This is a genomic window from Citrobacter koseri ATCC BAA-895 (assembly GCF_000018045.1).
Taxonomy (GTDB): Bacteria; Pseudomonadota; Gammaproteobacteria; order Enterobacterales; family Enterobacteriaceae; genus Citrobacter_B; species Citrobacter_B koseri.
On sequence record NC_009792.1, the window covers coordinates 496833 to 513773 of the forward strand.

Here is a 16941-nt window from a genome sequence, read left to right on the forward strand (position 1 = left end):
TGGGTTGATGTCGGATGGCGCTGGCGCTTATCCGACCTACGGGAATCTGTAGGCCCGGTAAGCGTTAGCGCCACCGGGCAAAAAAGGCCGCAATCCGAAGTGAATTTTCTGTTGTGAGAATTCGTTGAAAATCAGGTCCTGATGGGACTTTAACAAGGAATAAAGATCGCCATGTTACTACCCTGGCTAATATTAATTCCCTTTATCGGTGGCTTTCTGTGCTGGCAGACCGAACGCTTCGGCGTGAAGGTGCCGCGCTGGATTGCGCTGATCACCATGGGACTGACGCTGGCGCTTGGCCTGCAACTGTGGTTGCAGGGCGGCTATTCACTGACGCAAGCCGCTGGCATTCCGCAGTGGCAGTCTGAGTTCATTCTGCCGTGGATCCCGCGCTTCGGCATCTCTATCCATCTGGCTATTGACGGTTTGTCGCTGCTGATGGTGGTGCTGACCGGTCTGCTGGGCGTTCTGGCGGTACTCTGCTCCTGGAATGAAATCGAAAAATATCAGGGCTTCTTCCACCTGAACCTGATGTGGATTCTGGGCGGCGTTATCGGCGTGTTCCTTGCCATCGATATGTTCCTGTTCTTCTTCTTCTGGGAAATGATGCTGGTGCCGATGTACTTCCTGATCGCGCTGTGGGGGCACAAAGCCTCTGACGGTAAAACGCGTATCACGGCGGCTACCAAGTTCTTCATCTATACCCAGGCGAGCGGTCTGGTGATGTTGATTGCCATCCTGGCGCTGGTGTTTGTACACCACAATGCGACCGGCGTCTGGACCTTCAACTACGAAGACCTGCTGAAAACGCCGATGTCGCACGGGGTGGAATACCTGCTGATGCTGGGCTTCTTCATCGCGTTTGCGGTGAAAATGCCGGTGGTTCCGCTGCACGGCTGGCTGCCGGACGCGCACTCCCAGGCGCCGACCGCAGGTTCCGTTGACCTCGCCGGTATTTTGCTGAAAACGGCGGCTTACGGTCTGCTGCGCTTCTCGCTGCCGCTGTTCCCGAACGCCTCCGCCGAGTTTGCGCCGATTGCGATGTGGCTGGGTGTGATTGGCATCTTCTACGGCGCGTGGATGGCTTTCACCCAGTACGACATTAAACGTCTGATTGCGTACACTTCCGTTTCGCACATGGGCTTCGTACTGATTGCTATCTACACCGGCAGCCAGCTGGCTTACCAGGGCGCTGTAATCCAGATGATTGCGCACGGTCTGTCGGCAGCGGGTCTGTTCATCCTGTGTGGTCAGCTGTACGAACGTCTGCATACGCGTGATATGCGTATGATGGGCGGTCTGTGGAGCAAAATTAAATGGTTGCCTGCGCTGTCGATGTTCTTCGCGGTGGCGACGCTCGGTATGCCGGGCACCGGTAACTTCGTTGGCGAATTTATGATTCTGTTCGGTAGCTACCAGGTGGTTCCGGTCATTACCGTGATCTCAACCTTTGGTCTGGTGTTTGCTTCCGTTTACTCGCTGGCGATGCTGCATCGCGCTTACTTCGGTAAAGCGAAGAGCCAGATTGCCAGCCAGGACATGCCAGGGATGTCGCTGCGAGAGCTGTTTATCATCCTGTTGCTGGTCGTGCTTCTGGTACTGCTTGGCTTCTATCCGCAGCCGATTCTGGATACCTCGCATTCCGCGATGAGCAACATCCAGCAGTGGTTTGTTAATTCCGTTACTACTACAAGGCCGTAAATCGCCATGACAATAACTCCACAACACCTGATTGCGCTGCTACCGCTGCTGATCGTCGGCTTGACGGTGGTGGTTGTGATGCTCTCCATTGCGTGGCGACGCAATCACTTCCTCAATGCCACGCTGTCGGTCATTGGGCTTAACGCCGCGCTGGTTTCGCTCTGGTTTGTCGGCCAGGCGGGCGCGATGGACGTCACCCCGCTGATGCGCGTTGACGGTTTCGCCATGCTTTACACCGGGCTGGTTCTGCTGGCGAGTCTTGCCACCTGTACCTTTGCCTATCCGTGGCTTGAAGGCTATAACGACAACCAGGAAGAGTTCTACCTGCTGGTGCTGATTGCCGCATTGGGCGGTATTCTGCTGGCGAACGCCAACCACCTGGCGGCGCTGTTCCTCGGTATTGAGCTGATCTCTCTGCCGCTGTTTGGCCTGATTGGTTACGCCTTCCGTCAGAAACGCTCGCTGGAAGCCAGTATCAAATACACCATTCTGTCTGCCGCAGCGTCTTCCTTCCTGCTGTTCGGTATGGCGCTGGTGTACGCGCAGTCTGGCAACCTGTCGTTTGTCGCGCTTGGTAAGAGCCTCGGCGACGGCATGCTGCACGAACCGCTGCTGCTGGCGGGCTTCGGTCTGATGATTGTTGGTCTCGGCTTTAAACTCTCGCTGGTGCCGTTCCACCTGTGGACGCCAGACGTATACCAGGGCGCGCCAGCGCCGGTTTCCACCTTCCTGGCGACGGCGAGTAAAATCGCTATCTTCGGCGTGGTGATGCGTCTGTTCCTGTACGCGCCGGTTGGCGACAGCGAAGCGGTACGTATCGTGCTGGGCGTGATTGCCTTTGCCTCCATCATCTTCGGTAACCTGATGGCGCTGAGCCAGACCAACATTAAGCGTCTGCTCGGTTACTCCTCTATCTCTCACCTCGGCTATCTGCTGGTGGCGTTGATCGCCCTGCAAAGCGGCGAGATGTCGATGGAAGCCGTCGGCGTCTATCTGGCCGGTTATCTGTTCAGCAGCCTCGGCGCGTTCGGCGTGGTCAGCCTGATGTCCAGCCCGTTCCGTGGCCCGGATGCCGATTCGCTGTTCTCCTACCGTGGTCTGTTCTGGCATCGTCCGATCCTCGCGGCGGTGATGACCGTGATGATGCTCTCTCTGGCGGGTATCCCGATGACGCTGGGCTTTATCGGCAAGTTCTACGTCCTGGCGGTCGGTGTACAGGCCAGCCTGTGGTGGCTGGTTGCCGCGGTGGTGGTCGGTTCCGCGATTGGTCTCTACTACTACCTGCGTGTTGCGGTAAGCCTCTATCTGAGCGCGCCGCAGCAGCTTAACCGCGATGCGCCGTCTAACTGGCAGTACAGCGCGGGCGGTATTGTGGTTCTGATCTCCGCGCTGCTGGTTCTGGTGCTGGGTATCTACCCGCAACCGCTGATTAGCATCGTGCAGTTAGCTACGCCGCTGATGTAAGCGAAAGCAGAAACGAAAAAACCCGCCGTGGCGGGTTTTTTTATGCCCTGAACGTCAGGACGTTAACTCAGCAACTGACGGCTGACCAGCGGCCCGCTGACGTTTTGCGCGGCGCGTTCCATTACTTCCTGAATCACCGACGACAGTTCGTTGACTTCAAACTTCGCGACATAACCATCCGCTTTGACTTTACGCACATGATCTTCGTTGGCACTGCCGGAAAGGGAAGAGTGGATCACCACCGGAATTTTCTTCAGACGCTCGTCGGTTTTGATCTTACGCGTCAGGGTGAAACCGTCCATCTCCGGCATTTCGAGGTCGGTCAGCACCAGAGCGATTTTCTCGCTAATTGGTTTGCCTTCCGCCTCCGCTTCTTTCGCCAGTTGCTGGATTTTCTCCCAGGCATCCTGACCGGTAACGTGCATCTGATGCGGGATCTCCATCGCATTCAGCCCTTTCTCCAGCATGGCGCGGGCAACTTTAGAATCTTCCGCCACAATCGCCACCGCACCCGGCGTGATGTTGAACTTGCTGGTTTTCAAATTGGTGGCGCGCAAGTCGTGATTTGACGGCACGATATCATAGAGAATTTGCTCTACGTCGAGTACCAGCGCCAGGTTGTTGGTCTCTTTGTCTTCATCCAGACAGGCAATGCTGGTGATATAGCGGCCGTTAACCGCTTTCTCGGCGGTATGCACCTGCTGCCAGTCCAGACGCATAATATTCTCGACGGACTCCACCGCAAATGCCTGTACGCTGCGCGCATATTCGGTGATCAGCAGGATGTTAAGCCCGTTCTCCGGTTTACATCCGGCCACGGCGGGCAGGTCGATGACCGGGATCACCTGATCGCGGATGTTGACCATACCTAAAAGCGGGGCTTTCATTCCGGCAGGGCGCGTAAATGTGGGCATTGGCACAATTTCGCGCAGTTTGAATACGTTGATGCCAAATAGCTCCGACTTCTGCTCATGCAGCGATGTGCCGAGACGGAATAACAGCAGTTCAAAGCGGTTAGACAGGGTTAAGTTAGCCCTGTCATCAATATCTTTCTGGAAATTATCCATCGCATCCTCAATATGAAAGCCAGCCTTTTCTCTGTTATCGGCACTGAGGAAGAAAAATGGAGCGTTAAACCGTGAAAACGGCGAAATCGTGAGCCAACGCAGTTGCGGGGAAGATCGCCTGGCATTCTGCCAGCAGGCGTTGACAGCCTCTGTCGTCGTAACGCGAGCTGACGTGAGTAATGATGAGCTGGCCTACCTCGGCATTGTGCGCCAGCTGCGCGGCCTGCCTGGTGGAGCTGTGCCCACGGCTGTTGGCTTTTTCTTCCATTGAGGTATCCAGCGTTGCTTCGTGCACCATTACGTCCACGCCTTTTGCCAGCGTGATGGCCGACGCGCATGGCGCGGTGTCGCCAAATATCGCCACCGATTTCCCGGGCGTGGCTGGCGCGAGAAAATCGGCGCCGTTAATAACGCGACCATCGTTCAGGGTGACGGTTTTACCCGCTTTCAGATCCTGAAACAGCGGGCCGGGCTTCACGCCTGCCGCTTTTAGCGCACTGGCATCCAGCGCGCCGGGCTTGTCATGCTCTTCAATCCGATAGCCATAGCATTCAAGCGGATGCTCAAGCGCAAAGGCGGTCACTTTGCGCAGACCGTCGTTCAGAATTTCGCCTGCGGTAATTTCAACGATCTCCAGCGGATAATCAGTCCAGGAGCCGCTAAGGCGCAATGCGGTTTCGGTGAACTCGCGAATGCCTTTGGGGCCGTAAATCGTCAGCGGCTGTGCGTTTCCCGCCATCGAACGGCTGCACAGTAGACCGGGCAAACCGAAAAGGTGATCGCCATGCAGATGGCTGATGAAAATGCGATCGAGCTTACCTGGGTTGAACGCGGTGTTGAGCATCTGGTGCTGAGTGCCTTCACCGCAGTCGAATAACCATAGCCCCGCCTGCGTCGGGTGCTGTAAATTCAGTAATATTGCCGTGACATTACGCGTGCGGGTAGGAACGCCGGCAGAAGTACCTAAAAAAATTAATTCCATTATTTCATTACACGTTTAAAAAATATTCTGGCTAGTATAAAGCGAATACGTAAAAGGAGCGCACCATGATTCACTGGCAAGACCTGCATCATTCTGAATTATCCGTCCCGCAACTCTATGCGTTACTGAAATTGCGCTGCGCGGTATTTGTGGTTGAACAACGGTGTCCATATCTGGATGTGGACGGCGATGACCTGGTGGGGGAGAACCGTCATATCCTGGGCTGGCATAACGATGAGCTGGTAGCGTATGCGAGGATTCTGAAAAGCGACGACGAACTGGAGCCGGTGGTGATTGGGCGCGTGATCGTCAGCGAAGCGCTGCGCGGCGAAAAACTGGGGCAACAGCTTATGGCGCAGACCCTGGCATCCTGCGAGCAACACTGGCCGGAGAAGGCGCTTTATCTCGGCGCACAGGCGCATCTGCAATCCTTCTATGCGCGATTCGGCTTTGTTCCGGTGACGGACGTTTATGACGAAGACGGTATCCCGCACATGGGTATGGCGCGCGAGGTTAGCCAGGTGTGATGTTCCGGTTTTGTCTATAGTTAGTGGGAACGTTAATCGAAAGGGAGAATATAATGTCTTTTCATTCTTATGGTTCACGTATTGATGACGACCTGGAACTTCTGAGCGAAACGCTGGAAGAGGTGCTGCGTTCCTCCGGCGATCCTGCCGATCAAAAATATGTTGAGTTAAAAGCACGCGCAGAACGGGCGCTTGAAGAGGTAAAAAATCGCGTCAGCCATGCGTCTGACAGCTACTATTACCGCGCAAAACAGGCGGTTTATAAAGCGGATGATTACGTGCATGAAAAACCCTGGCAAGGGATTGGCGCAGGTGCGGCGGTCGGCCTGGTGCTGGGATTACTGCTGGCGCGGCGGTAATGTAACCGGGATCGCATTTCCTCCCTAAACGGGGGTACTGCTTTTTCTCCGCTGTACCCCGTATAATGTGAGGTTTTTAACAGGGAGAGGTCCGCGTGCATTCAATCACTACTGCGCTGGAAAATCTGCGGCGCCAGTTATCGCAGGAGATACCGGCGGCGCCAGGAATGCGTATTGTTGATGTGCCTTTCCCTCTGAATGATGCGTTTGACGCATTAAGCTGGCTGGCCAGTCAGGCCATCTGGCCGCAATTTTACTGGCAACAGCGTAACGGCGATGAAGAAGCCGCGGTGCTCGGCGCCGTTGAAACGTTCCCCTCTCTCGAACAGGCGCAACACTTTCTCCGCCAGCATGAATCACAATCCGATTTGCGTATCTGGGGACTGAATGCGTTTGAACCGCAGCAGGGGCATTTGCTGCTGCCGCGTCTTGAATGGCGACGCGCTGGCGCTATGGCAACGCTGCGGCTGTATCTCTACAGCCCGGTTTCACTGCGTGAAGACGCCAGGCGGGCGATCGCGTTTCTCTCTTCATTAAGGGGCGTGAAGCCGATTCCGGCGCTGCGCCTGCACCTGACGGGCGAGCAGCACTGGCCGGATAAAGCGGGCTGGACCAGCTTGATTCAGCTTGCCACGCAGACTATCGCTGAAGACGATCTCGACAAAGTGGTGCTGGCGCGGGCGACGGATTTGCAGTTTTCCCATTCGGTGAATGCCGCCGCCGTGATGGCATCCAGTCGCCGTTTAAACCTTAACTGCTACCATTTTTTTATGGCGTTCTCCGCCGGAAGCGCCTTTCTTGGCTCGTCGCCGGAACGCCTTTGGCGGCGACGTGAAACGGCATTGCGCACCGAGGCGCTGGCCGGCACGGTGGCGAATCATCCCGACGATCATCAGGCCTGGCAACTGGGCGAATGGTTGATGAAGGATGATAAAAACCAGCGTGAAAACATGCTGGTGGTAGAAGATATTTGTCAACGCCTGCAAAGCTGCACCCACTCGCTCGATGTTTTGCCGCCGCAGGTGCTCAGATTACGCAAAGTACAGCATCTGCGCCGCTGTATCTGGACGGCGCTCAATCAGGCTGACGACACGCTCTGTTTGCTACAGCTACAGCCCACGGCAGCCGTCGCGGGGATTCCGCGTGAACGGGCGCGCGCGTTTATTCAGCAACATGAACCGTTTGAACGTGAGTGGTATGCCGGGTCGGCGGGTTATCTGTCTTTACAGCAAAGCGAATTCTGCGTGACGCTGCGCTCGGCGAAAGTCGCGGCGAACGTTGTTCGTCTGTATGCCGGGGCAGGCATTGTGCGCGGGTCTGACCCGGAACAGGAATGGCAAGAGATCGACAACAAAGCAGCCGGGCTACGCACGTTATTACAGATGGAAAGCTAATGAGTCGCACATACACCTCATCCTTCAGGCGGTCTGCTGAATGATTTTGTGTATATTCCCGACTCATATCAATAATCCATTTTTTCTGATCCTTATACTGAGTCGCAATATTGATACCGGACAATCTCATGTCAGTAAGCGCATTTAACCGACGCTGGGCGGCGGTCATTCTGGAAGCACTCACTCGCCACGGCGTCAGGCATGTTTGCATTGCCCCTGGCTCCCGCTCCACGCCTTTAACCCTGGCGGCAGCGGAAAATTCAGCCTTTATTCATCACACGCACTTTGATGAGCGTGGTCTTGGTCATCTGGCGTTAGGGCTGGCGAAAGTCAGTAAGCAGCCCGTTGCCGTTATTGTTACTTCCGGTACGGCGGTGGCAAATCTCTATCCGGCGCTGATTGAAGCGGGGCTTACCGGTGAAAAACTGATTTTATTGACTGCGGACCGTCCGCCGGAACTGATTGACTGCGGCGCGAATCAGGCGATTCGTCAGGCCGGGATGTTTGCTTCTCATCCTTCTCAGACGCTCTCTTTGCCGCGCCCGACGCAGGATATTTCCGCGCGCTGGCTGGTCTCCACCCTTGATAACGTCCTGGCGACGCTGCATGCCGGCGCGGTACACATCAACTGTCCATTTGCGGAACCGCTGTATGGCGATATGGACGACACGGGGCTTGCCTGGCAGCAGAGCCTTGGCGACTGGTGGCAGGATGACAAACCCTGGCTGCGCGAAGCGCGTCGGCTGGAAAGCGACAAACAGCGCGACTGGTTCTTTTGGCGGCAAAAACGCGGCGTAGTGGTGGCCGGGCGCATGAGCGCGGAAGAGGGCAAGAAAGTCGCGCTTTGGGCGCAGACGCTGGGCTGGCCGCTGATTGGCGACGTGCTGTCGCAAACCGGGCAGCCGCTGCCGTGTGCCGATCTTTGGCTGGGCAATGCGAAGGCCGTCACTGAGCTTCAGCAGGCGCAAATTGTGGTGCAACTCGGCAGCAGCCTGACCGGAAAGCGCTTGCTGCAATGGCAGGCCGCCTGCGAGCCGGAAGAGTACTGGATTATTGATAATATCGAAGGTCGCCTGGACCCGGCGCATCATCGCGGACGCAGGCTGGTGGCGAAAATCGCCGACTGGCTGGAGCTGCATCCGGCGGAGAAACGCCATCCCTGGTGCGTCGATATCCCGCGCCTGGCAGAGCAGGCGTGGCAGGCGGTTGCCGCGCGTCGCGATATGTTCGGCGAAGCGCAACTGGCGCACCGCATTCGCGACTATCTGCCGGAACAAGGGCAACTGTTTGTCGGCAACAGCCTGGTGGTGCGCCTGATTGACGCGCTGTCGCAGCTACCGGCGGGCTACCCGGTGTACAGCAACCGGGGAGCCAGCGGTATTGATGGTCTGATCTCGACGGCGGCGGGCGTTCAGCGCGCCAGCGCGAAATCGACGCTGGCTATCGTCGGCGATCTGTCTGCGCTCTACGATCTCAATGCGCTGGCGCTATTGCGCCAGGTGTCCGCGCCGTTTGTGCTGATTGTGGTGAATAACAACGGCGGGCAAATTTTCTCTCTGCTGCCGACGCCGCAAAGCGAGCGCGAGCGGTTTTACCTGATGCCGCAAAACGTCCACTTTGAACATGCGGCGGCCATGTTTAACCTCAAATATCACCGCCCGCAAAGCTGGGATGAGCTGGATGCGGCGCTGGCTGGCGCCTGGCGAACGCCGACAACCACGGTGATTGAGCTGGTCGTGAACGATACGGACGGGGCGCAAACCCTGCAACAGCTGCTGGCGCAGGTGAGCCATCTATGATCCTGCGCGCGCAGGCGAACGGTGGTCAGCCGGGGTCTCCCTGGCTGGTTTTCCTGCATGGATTTTCCGGTGATTGCCGGGAATGGCAGCAGATCGGTGAGCAGTTTCCTGACTTTTCGCGCCTGTATATCGACTTGCCTGGTCACGGCGATTCTGCCGATATTCGTGTCAGCGGCTTTGCTGATGTGTGCGACTTATTGCGTAACACATTATTTAGTTACAACATACTTAAATACTGGCTGGTCGGCTACTCGCTCGGCGGCAGAGTGGCGATGATGGCGGCGTGCCAGACTCTGCCGGGTTTTTGCGGGCTGGTGGTTGAAGGCGGCCACCCGGGACTGCAACGCGAGGCCGAGCGTGACGCGCGCCGACGGTCTGACGGTCGTTGGGCGGCGCGCTTTCGCCGTGAACCGCTGCGCGACGTGTTTACTGACTGGTATCAGCAGCCGGTTTTCGCTTCGCTGGATGCTTCGCAAAGAGAGGCGTTAGTCGCGCTGCGCAGCCAGAACAATGGCGAAACGCTGGCGGCGATGCTGGAGGCAACCTCGCTTGCCGTACAGCCTGATTTACGCGCGCGGCTAAATGCGCGCACATTTCCGTTTTATTATTTATGTGGTGAACGCGACAGCAAATTCCGCGCGCTGGCGGCGGAGTTGTCTGTACCTTGCCATATGATTCGTAACGCCGGACACAACGCGCATCGGGAAAATCCCGCAGGCGTGGTGGACAGTCTGGCTCAGATTCTGCGTCTCTGACTAAAGGACACACTATGATCTATCCTGATGAAACAATGCTTTACGCACCGGTTGAATGGCACGACTGCTCCGAAGGTTACACGGACATTCGTTATGAAAAATCCACCGATGGTATTGCAAAAATCACCATTAACCGTCCACAGGTGCGCAACGCATTCCGTCCTTTGACCGTCAAAGAGATGATCCAGGCGCTGGCGGATGCCCGGTATGACGACAACGTGGGCGTCATTATTCTGACCGGCGAAGGCGAGAAAGCTTTCTGTGCGGGCGGCGACCAGAAGGTACGCGGCGACTACGGCGGATACCAGGATGATTCCGGCGTGCATCACCTGAACGTACTGGATTTCCAGCGCCAGATCCGTACCTGCCCGAAACCGGTCGTGGCGATGGTTGCAGGGTACTCTATCGGCGGCGGTCACGTACTGCACATGATGTGTGACCTGACCATCGCGGCGGAAAACGCCATCTTCGGCCAGACGGGCCCGAAAGTCGGCTCCTTCGACGGCGGCTGGGGCGCTTCCTATATGGCGCGTATCGTCGGGCAGAAAAAAGCGCGTGAAATCTGGTTCCTGTGCCGTCAGTACGACGCTAAACAGGCGCTGGATATGGGGCTGGTCAACACCGTCGTACCGCTGGACTCCCTTGAAAAAGAGACCGTGCGCTGGTGCCGCGAAATGTTGCAGAACAGCCCGATGGCGCTGCGCTGCCTGAAAGCGGCGCTGAACGCCGACTGCGACGGTCAGGCGGGTCTACAGGAGCTGGCGGGCAACGCCACGATGCTGTTCTACATGACGGAAGAAGGTCAGGAGGGCCGCAACGCTTTCAACCAGAAACGTCAGCCTGATTTCAGCAAATTCAAACGGAATCCGTAATGCGTAGCGCGCAGGTGTACCGCTGGCAGATCCCCATGGACGCGGGGGTGGTTCTGCGCGACAGGCGGTTAAAAACTCGCGACGGGCTGTATGTCCGTCTGTGCGACGGCGAGCGCGAAGGGTGGGGGGAGATCTCCCCGCTTCCGGGTTTCAGCCAGGAAACCCTGGAGGAGGCGCAGGCCGCGCTGCTGGACTGGGTTAACGGCTGGCTGCAAGGCCAGTCAACGTTGCCTGAAGTGCCCTCCGTGGCGTTTGGCGTTAGCTGCGCGCTGGCGGAGGCGGCGGGGACGTTGCCAGAGGCGGCGGATTACCGCGCTGCGCCGCTGTGTACGGGCGATCCAGACGATCTGGTGCTGCAACTGGCTGATATGCCTGGCGAGAAAGTCGCCAAGATCAAAGTCGGTCTGTACGAAGCAGTACGCGATGGAATGGTGGTCAACCTGCTGCTGGAGGCGGTTCCCGATCTGCATCTGCGTCTGGATGCCAATCGCGCCTGGACGCCGCTGAAAGCGCAGCAGTTCGCGAAATACGTCAACCCGGACTACCGTGCCCGCATCGCCTTCCTCGAAGAACCGTGTAAAACCCGCGACGACTCCCGCGCTTTTGCGCGTGAAACCGGGATTGCGATTGCCTGGGATGAAAGTCTGCGTGAAGACGATTTTGTCTTTGCGGCGGAAGCGGGCGTCAGCGCGGTGGTCATCAAACCGACGCTCACCGGAAGCCTGGAAAAGGTTCGCGAGCAGGTACAGGCCGCGCATACGCTGGGACTGACGGCGGTGATCAGCTCTTCCATCGAGTCGAGCCTCGGCTTAACGCAGCTGGCGCGTATTGCCGCGTGGCTGACGCCGCAGACCATTCCGGGTCTGGATACGCTAAGCCTGATGCAAACCCAGCAGGTGCGCCGCTGGCCGGGCAGCGCTTTGCCGTGTGTTAGCGACGATGCGCTGGAACGGCTGCTATGAGCCTCCGGGAAATGCCCGATAGCGCAAGCGTATCGGGCCTCCAGCCGTCATCTTTTAATGACTGGCCGTGGCGTCACTGGCGGCAGATGCGGGGAGATGCGCCTGCCTTACGCCTTAATGATGAAGTGCTAAGCTGGCGCACACTCTGTACCCGTATTGACGCGCTGGCGAGCGGTTTTGCCGCTCAGGGTGTCTCTGAAGGCTGCGGCGTGATGCTGCGCGCCTGGAATCACCCGCAAACGCTGCTGGCCTGGCTGGCTTTACTGCAATGCGGGGCAAGAATCCTGCCGGTTAACCCGCAGCTTCCGCAACCGCTGCTCGACGCGCTGCTGCCGGACTTAACGCTCCGGTTTGCTTTGCTGCTGGAGGGGGAGAATACCTTCCCGGCGTTACAACCGCTGCAAATGCAGCAAGAGGCAGGCGAACACGCCGCAGACTGGCAGCCGACGCGGCTGAGTTCAATGACGCTGACCTCTGGCTCAACCGGATTACCCAAGGCCGCAGTGCATACCTGCCAGGCGCATCTGACCAGCGCGGAAGGGGTGCTGTCCCTGATGCCGTTTGCCAATGGGGATGACTGGCTATTATCGCTGCCGCTGTTTCACGTTTCCGGCCAGGGCATTATGTGGCGCTGGTTGTTTGCGGGCGCCCGAATGACCGTGCGTGAGAAGCAGCCGCTGGAAGCGATGCTGCAAGGGTGTACGCATGCGTCTCTGGTTCCCACTCAGCTGTGGCGGCTGCTGGAGAATCCGGCATCGGTAACGTTGAAAGCGGTACTGCTGGGCGGCGCGGCTATCCCGGTTGAACTGACGGAGCAGGCTCGCGCGCAGGGTATTCGCTGCTGGTGCGGTTATGGCCTGACGGAATTTGCCTCGACGGTGTGCGCGAAAGAGGCCGACGGCCTGGGCGATGTCGGCGCGGCGTTACCGGGGCGGGAAGTCCGAATCGTGAATGGTGAAGTCTGGCTACGCGCCGCCAGCATGGCAGAAGGCTACTGGCGCGACGGTAAGCTGATCCCATTGGTGAATGGTGAAGGCTGGTTTGCTACCCGCGATCGCGGCGAACTGAACGACGGTAAGCTGACGATTGCCGGTCGGCTGGATAATCTGTTCTTCAGCGGCGGGGAAGGCATTCAGCCGGAAGAGGTGGAACGCGTTATCTCGGCGCATCCACATGTTCTACAGGCGTTCGTGGTGCCGGTAGAGGACAGGGAGTTCGGCCATCGTCCGGTGGCGGTGGTGGAATATGACGCGCAGGCCGGGAACGTCGATCTCGCGGAATGGGTGAAAGACAAGCTGGCGCGTTTTCAGCAGCCGGTACGCTGGTTGACGTTGCCATCAGCGCTGAAAAACGGCGGGATCAAAGTTTCGCGCCGGGCATTGCAGGAGTGGGTGCGCGCTAACCGTCCGTAATGTAAGCAACACGGGAGCCGCAGCTCCCGTGGAAACGGTTATTTCGCTTCTTTTAACGCCCGCAGGGCAGCGGCGACGCCCGCGCCATAGTCAGGATGAACTTCGCTAAACAAGCCAATCTGACGCTGCTGAATAAATTCCGGCACATCTTTCATGTCGCCGGCGATGCGCGCGAACATACGCTGATGTTCTTCATCACTCAGCAACTCATACAGCTTACGCGGCTGGCTGAAGTAGTCCGTATCTTCCCGGTGATCCCAGTGCGCGGCAGCGCCTTCGACAGAGAGCGGCGGTTCGCTGAAATCAGGCTGTTCCTGGAAGACGCCAAAGCTGTTTGGCTCATAGGTTGGGCCGTTGCCGCTGTTGCCGTCCACCCGCATCGCGCCGTCACGATGGTAGTTATGGAACGGGCAGCGCGGGGCGTTGACCGGGATCTGCTGATGGTTAACGCCCAGACGATAGCGGTGCGCATCGCCATAGGAGAAGAGACGCCCCTGCAACATACGGTCAGGGGAGAAGCTAATCCCCGGCACGACGTTCGCCGGATTCATCGCCACCTGTTCCACTTCGGAGAAATAGTTTTCCGGGTTGCGGTTCAGTTCCAGCACGCCGACTTCAATCAGCGGGTAATCGCCGTGCGGCCATACTTTGGTCAGATCAAACGGGTTGTACGGCACCTGCGAGGCTTCGGCTTCCGGCATGATCTGCACGTAGAATTTCCAGCGGGGGAAGTTGCCCTGTTCAATGGCGTTGTACAGGTCGCGCTGAGAACTTTCGCGATCGTCCGCCACCAGGCGTTTCGCTTCGTCATCCATCAGGTTGGCGATGCCCTGCTGCGATTTCAGGTGGAATTTCACCCAGAAACGTTCGTTGTCGCTGTTGATAAAGCTGAATGTGTGGCTACCGAAGCCGTGCATCGTACGGTAAGAGAAAGGCAAACCCCGGTCGCTAAAGTCGATAGTCAACTGGTGCAGCGATTCCGGCAGATGGGAGAAAAAGTCCCATTTGTAGGTCGGATTGCGCAGGTTGGTGCGTGGGTCGCGCTTCACGACATGGTTCAGATCCGGGAATTTCAGCGGATCGCGCAGATAGAAAACGGGCGTGTTGTTACCCACCAGATCCCAGTTGCCCTCTTCAGTGTAAAACTTGATCGCAAACCCGCGAATATCGCGCTCGGCATCCGCCGCGCCGCGCTCTCCCGCCACGGTGGAAAAACGCAGGAACAGATCCGTTTTTTTACCGGGCTCCGAAAAGATTTTTGCGCGAGTGTAACGTGAAATATCGTGCGTGACGGTGAAGGTGCCGTACGCGCCTGAGCCTTTGGCATGCATACGGCGCTCAGGGATCACTTCACGATCGAAGTGGGCCAGTTTTTCCAGGAACCAGATGTCCTGTAGCAGCATGGGGCCGCGTGGGCCTGCGGTTGCAACGCTGTTATTATGGGCGACAGGCACGCCTGCTGCGGTGGTGAGTCCTTTTTTGCTCATCTTTATCTCCCGACGATCGTTAGAAAAAATGTTTAATTTCCGTTTAATTTCGGAAACTAATGTAGAAAATATTTGTGAATGAAATATTGATCTCGGGCAATGACTGCTGCGCTAAACGCCTCTTCTTGTAACGTTTAATAAACCTGAAAGGTAGTGTTTAGTTACAATATGTTATTAGATCGCTTTTTTAGCTCATTGATTCTGTTGCGCTTGGCAGTACAATCCTGCGGTTTTGGGGTCTTTTGTTTATTTCTTTGCTGGAAAGGGTAAAAATGAAAAAAAGCATTTTATTAGGCGTTGCCGGACTGTTGTTCGCTTCTGCATCGGCGAATGCGATGAGCATTAGCGGCCAGGCGGGTAAAGATTACACCAACGTTGGCGTAGGTTTCGGTACTGAATCCACCGGGCTGGCGTTGAGCGGCAACTGGATGCATAACGACGACGATGGCGACGCTGCCGGCGTGGGGCTCGGCCTGAATATTCCGCTTGGGCCGTTGCTGGCAACGGTCGGTGGGAAAGGCGTTTATACCAATCCGAACGACGGCGATGAAGGCTATGCGGCGGCGGTAGGCGGCGGGTTACAGTGGAAAATCGGCGACAGCTTCCGTCTGTTTGGCGAGTATTACTACTCTCCAGATTCACTGTCCAGCGGCATCGACAGCTATGAAGAAGCCAATGCCGGAGCGCGCTTTACCATTATGCGCCCGCTGAGCATTGAAGCGGGCTATCGCTATCTGAACCTGGCGGGTAAAGACGGCAACCGTGACAACGCGATTGCCGATGGCCCGTACGTCGGCGTTAACGCCAGCTTCTGATTTTCGGGCGCGGCATCCGTCGCGCCGTTTCCTGTATGCTATAGCCTTCTTTCCCGGTTTGTTTCCTCTGAGTTTCTTACTCCGCCCCAGCGGGCTTTGCGTTATAGTGTTTTCATCATAGAAGCAGGAGAACACGATGTTAAACGTGGAGATGTTATCCACCGGGGATGAAGTGTTGCACGGGCAAATCGTCGACACGAATGCCGCCTGGCTGGCCGATTTTTTCTTTAATCAGGGGTTGCCGTTATCACGCCGAAATACGGTGGGAGATAATCTGGATGCGCTGGTCGCCATTTTACGCGAACGTAGCGAACATGCTGATGTGCTGATTGTGAATGGCGGCCTGGGGCCGACCAGCGATGATTTAAGCGCGCTGGCCGCCGCCACGGCGAAAGGTGAAGGTCTGGTGCTTCATGACGCGTGGCTGGCTGAGATGGAGCGTTTTTTCCATGAGCGCGGGCGGGTTATGGCGCCGAGTAACCGCAAGCAGGCAGAACTGCCCGCCAGCGCCGAGTTTATTAATAACCCGGTTGGCACCGCCTGTGGGTTTGCGGTGAAGCTAAATCGCTGCCTGATGTTCTTTACCCCGGGCGTCCCGTCTGAATTTAAGGTGATGGTCGAGCATGAAATTATGCCGCGTCTGCGTGCGCGTTTTGCGCTTCCTGAACCGCCGGTTTGTCTGCGACTCACCACGTTTGGACGTTCGGAAAGCGATCTGGCGCAGAGCCTCGATTCGCTGCCGCTACCGGCGGGCGTGACGATGGGATATCGCTCTTCAATGCCGATTATTGAACTGAAACTCACTGGCCCGGATGCGCAGCGGGATGCGATGCTGGCGCTATGGCCGGAGGTGAAGCGGGTGGCAGGGCAGAACCTGATTTTTGAAGGGACGGAAGGACTGCCTGCGCAAATCGCCCGTTGTTTGCAGACGCGCCAGCTCAGCCTGACGCTCAGCGAACAGTTCACCAGCGGGCTGCTGGCTTTGCAGCTTTCCCGTGCGAATGCGCCGATTCTTGCCAGCGAAGTGGTGCCTTCCCAGGAAGAGACGCTGGCTCAGACCGCGCACTGGACGACAGAGCGACGGAGCAACCACTACGCCGGACTGGCGCTGGCGGTATCCGGGCTGGAAAACGACCATCTTAATTTCGCGCTGGCGACGCCGGATGGGACATTTGCCCTGCGCGTGCATTTCAGCGCCAGCCGCTACAGTCTGGCGGTGCGGCAGGAAGTTTGCGCCATGATGGCGCTGAATATGGTGCGTCGGTGGTTAAACGGTCAGGATATTGCCAGTGAACATGGCTGGATTGAGGTGGTGGAGTCGTTAACCCTGTAGCCTGATGGCGCT

General features: G+C 57.3%; 15 protein-coding genes. 12 read left to right on the forward strand and 3 right to left on the reverse strand.

What is annotated here, in order from left to right:
- Positions 1-171 precede the first annotated feature (171 nt).
- Together nuoM and nuoN are read left to right on the forward strand one after the other, a co-directional pair.
- Entirely contained in the window at positions 172-1701 is a 1530-nt protein-coding gene (nuoM, locus tag CKO_RS02285; RefSeq protein WP_012131500.1) for an NADH-quinone oxidoreductase subunit M, read from the forward strand.
- A gap of 6 nt (positions 1702-1707) precedes the next feature.
- Positions 1708-3165: an NADH-quinone oxidoreductase subunit NuoN gene (nuoN, locus tag CKO_RS02290; RefSeq protein ID WP_012131501.1), complete on the forward strand. Its 1458-nt coding sequence runs from the start codon at positions 1708-1710 to the stop codon at positions 3163-3165.
- Between the two features lie 62 nt (positions 3166-3227).
- On the opposite strand, the gene CKO_RS02295 is transcribed toward nuoN, so the two are convergent.
- Both CKO_RS02295 and rbn read right to left on the reverse strand, forming a co-directional pair.
- The gene (locus CKO_RS02295; RefSeq protein ID WP_012131502.1) at positions 3228-4232 is read right to left on the reverse strand and encodes a chemotaxis protein; all 1005 of its coding nucleotides are present in this window, start codon (positions 4230-4232) and stop codon (positions 3228-3230) included.
- Positions 4233-4296: 64 nt separating this feature from the next.
- Positions 4297-5214 carry a ribonuclease BN gene (gene rbn, locus CKO_RS02300; RefSeq protein ID WP_012131503.1) on the reverse strand — a complete coding sequence of 306 codons (918 nt, stop codon included), beginning with the start codon at positions 5212-5214 and terminating at the stop codon, positions 4297-4299.
- Between the two features lie 65 nt (positions 5215-5279).
- Here rbn and CKO_RS02305 point away from each other — a divergent pair, with 65 nt between their 5' ends.
- The 8 genes from CKO_RS02305 (at position 5280) to menE (ending at position 13294) form a co-directional block, all read left to right on the forward strand.
- Positions 5280-5741 carry a GNAT family N-acetyltransferase gene (locus CKO_RS02305; RefSeq protein ID WP_012131504.1) on the forward strand — a complete coding sequence of 154 codons (462 nt, stop codon included), beginning with the start codon at positions 5280-5282 and terminating at the stop codon, positions 5739-5741.
- A 53-nt stretch (positions 5742-5794) separates the two neighbouring features.
- Positions 5795-6100 (forward strand): stress response protein ElaB, encoded by a 306-nt coding sequence (gene elaB, locus CKO_RS02310; protein WP_012131505.1) that lies wholly within the window; start codon positions 5795-5797, stop codon positions 6098-6100.
- 95 nt (positions 6101-6195) lie between these two features.
- A complete protein-coding gene (gene menF, locus CKO_RS02315) occupies positions 6196-7494 on the forward strand; it encodes an isochorismate synthase MenF (protein ID WP_024130159.1) in 1299 nt (432 codons plus the stop codon).
- Between the two features lie 128 nt (positions 7495-7622).
- Positions 7623-9293 (forward strand): 2-succinyl-5-enolpyruvyl-6-hydroxy-3-cyclohexene-1-carboxylic-acid synthase, encoded by a 1671-nt coding sequence (gene menD, locus CKO_RS02320; RefSeq protein WP_012131507.1) that lies wholly within the window; start codon positions 7623-7625, stop codon positions 9291-9293.
- Positions 9290-10048 carry a 2-succinyl-6-hydroxy-2,4-cyclohexadiene-1-carboxylate synthase gene (gene menH, locus CKO_RS02325; protein ID WP_012131508.1) on the forward strand — a complete coding sequence of 253 codons (759 nt, stop codon included), beginning with the start codon at positions 9290-9292 and terminating at the stop codon, positions 10046-10048. Before menD ends, menH begins: the two co-directional genes overlap by 4 nt.
- A 14-nt stretch (positions 10049-10062) precedes the next feature.
- Positions 10063-10920, forward strand: coding sequence for a 1,4-dihydroxy-2-naphthoyl-CoA synthase (gene menB / locus CKO_RS02330; protein ID WP_012131509.1), 858 nt, complete (start codon positions 10063-10065; stop codon positions 10918-10920).
- Positions 10920-11882, forward strand: coding sequence for an o-succinylbenzoate synthase (menC, locus tag CKO_RS02335; RefSeq protein ID WP_012131510.1), 963 nt, complete (start codon positions 10920-10922; stop codon positions 11880-11882). Before menB ends, menC begins: the two co-directional genes overlap by 1 nt.
- On the forward strand, positions 11879-13294 hold the full coding sequence (gene menE, locus CKO_RS02340; protein WP_012131511.1) for an o-succinylbenzoate--CoA ligase: 1416 nt from the start codon (positions 11879-11881) through the stop codon (positions 13292-13294). The genes menC and menE overlap by 4 nt, the downstream gene beginning before the upstream one ends.
- A 38-nt stretch (positions 13295-13332) precedes the next feature.
- Here menE and CKO_RS02345 read toward each other — a convergent pair whose 3' ends face one another.
- Entirely contained in the window at positions 13333-14781 is a 1449-nt protein-coding gene (locus CKO_RS02345) for a catalase (protein ID WP_012131512.1), read from the reverse strand.
- A 272-nt stretch (positions 14782-15053) separates the two neighbouring features.
- Between CKO_RS02345 and CKO_RS02350 the strand changes: the two genes are divergently transcribed.
- A complete protein-coding gene (locus CKO_RS02350) occupies positions 15054-15596 on the forward strand; it encodes a YfaZ family protein (protein ID WP_012131513.1) in 543 nt (180 codons plus the stop codon).
- A gap of 136 nt (positions 15597-15732) precedes the next feature.
- The gene (locus tag CKO_RS02355; RefSeq protein WP_012131514.1) at positions 15733-16929 is read left to right on the forward strand and encodes a nicotinamide mononucleotide deamidase-related protein YfaY; all 1197 of its coding nucleotides are present in this window, start codon (positions 15733-15735) and stop codon (positions 16927-16929) included.
- Positions 16930-16941 lie beyond the last annotated feature (12 nt).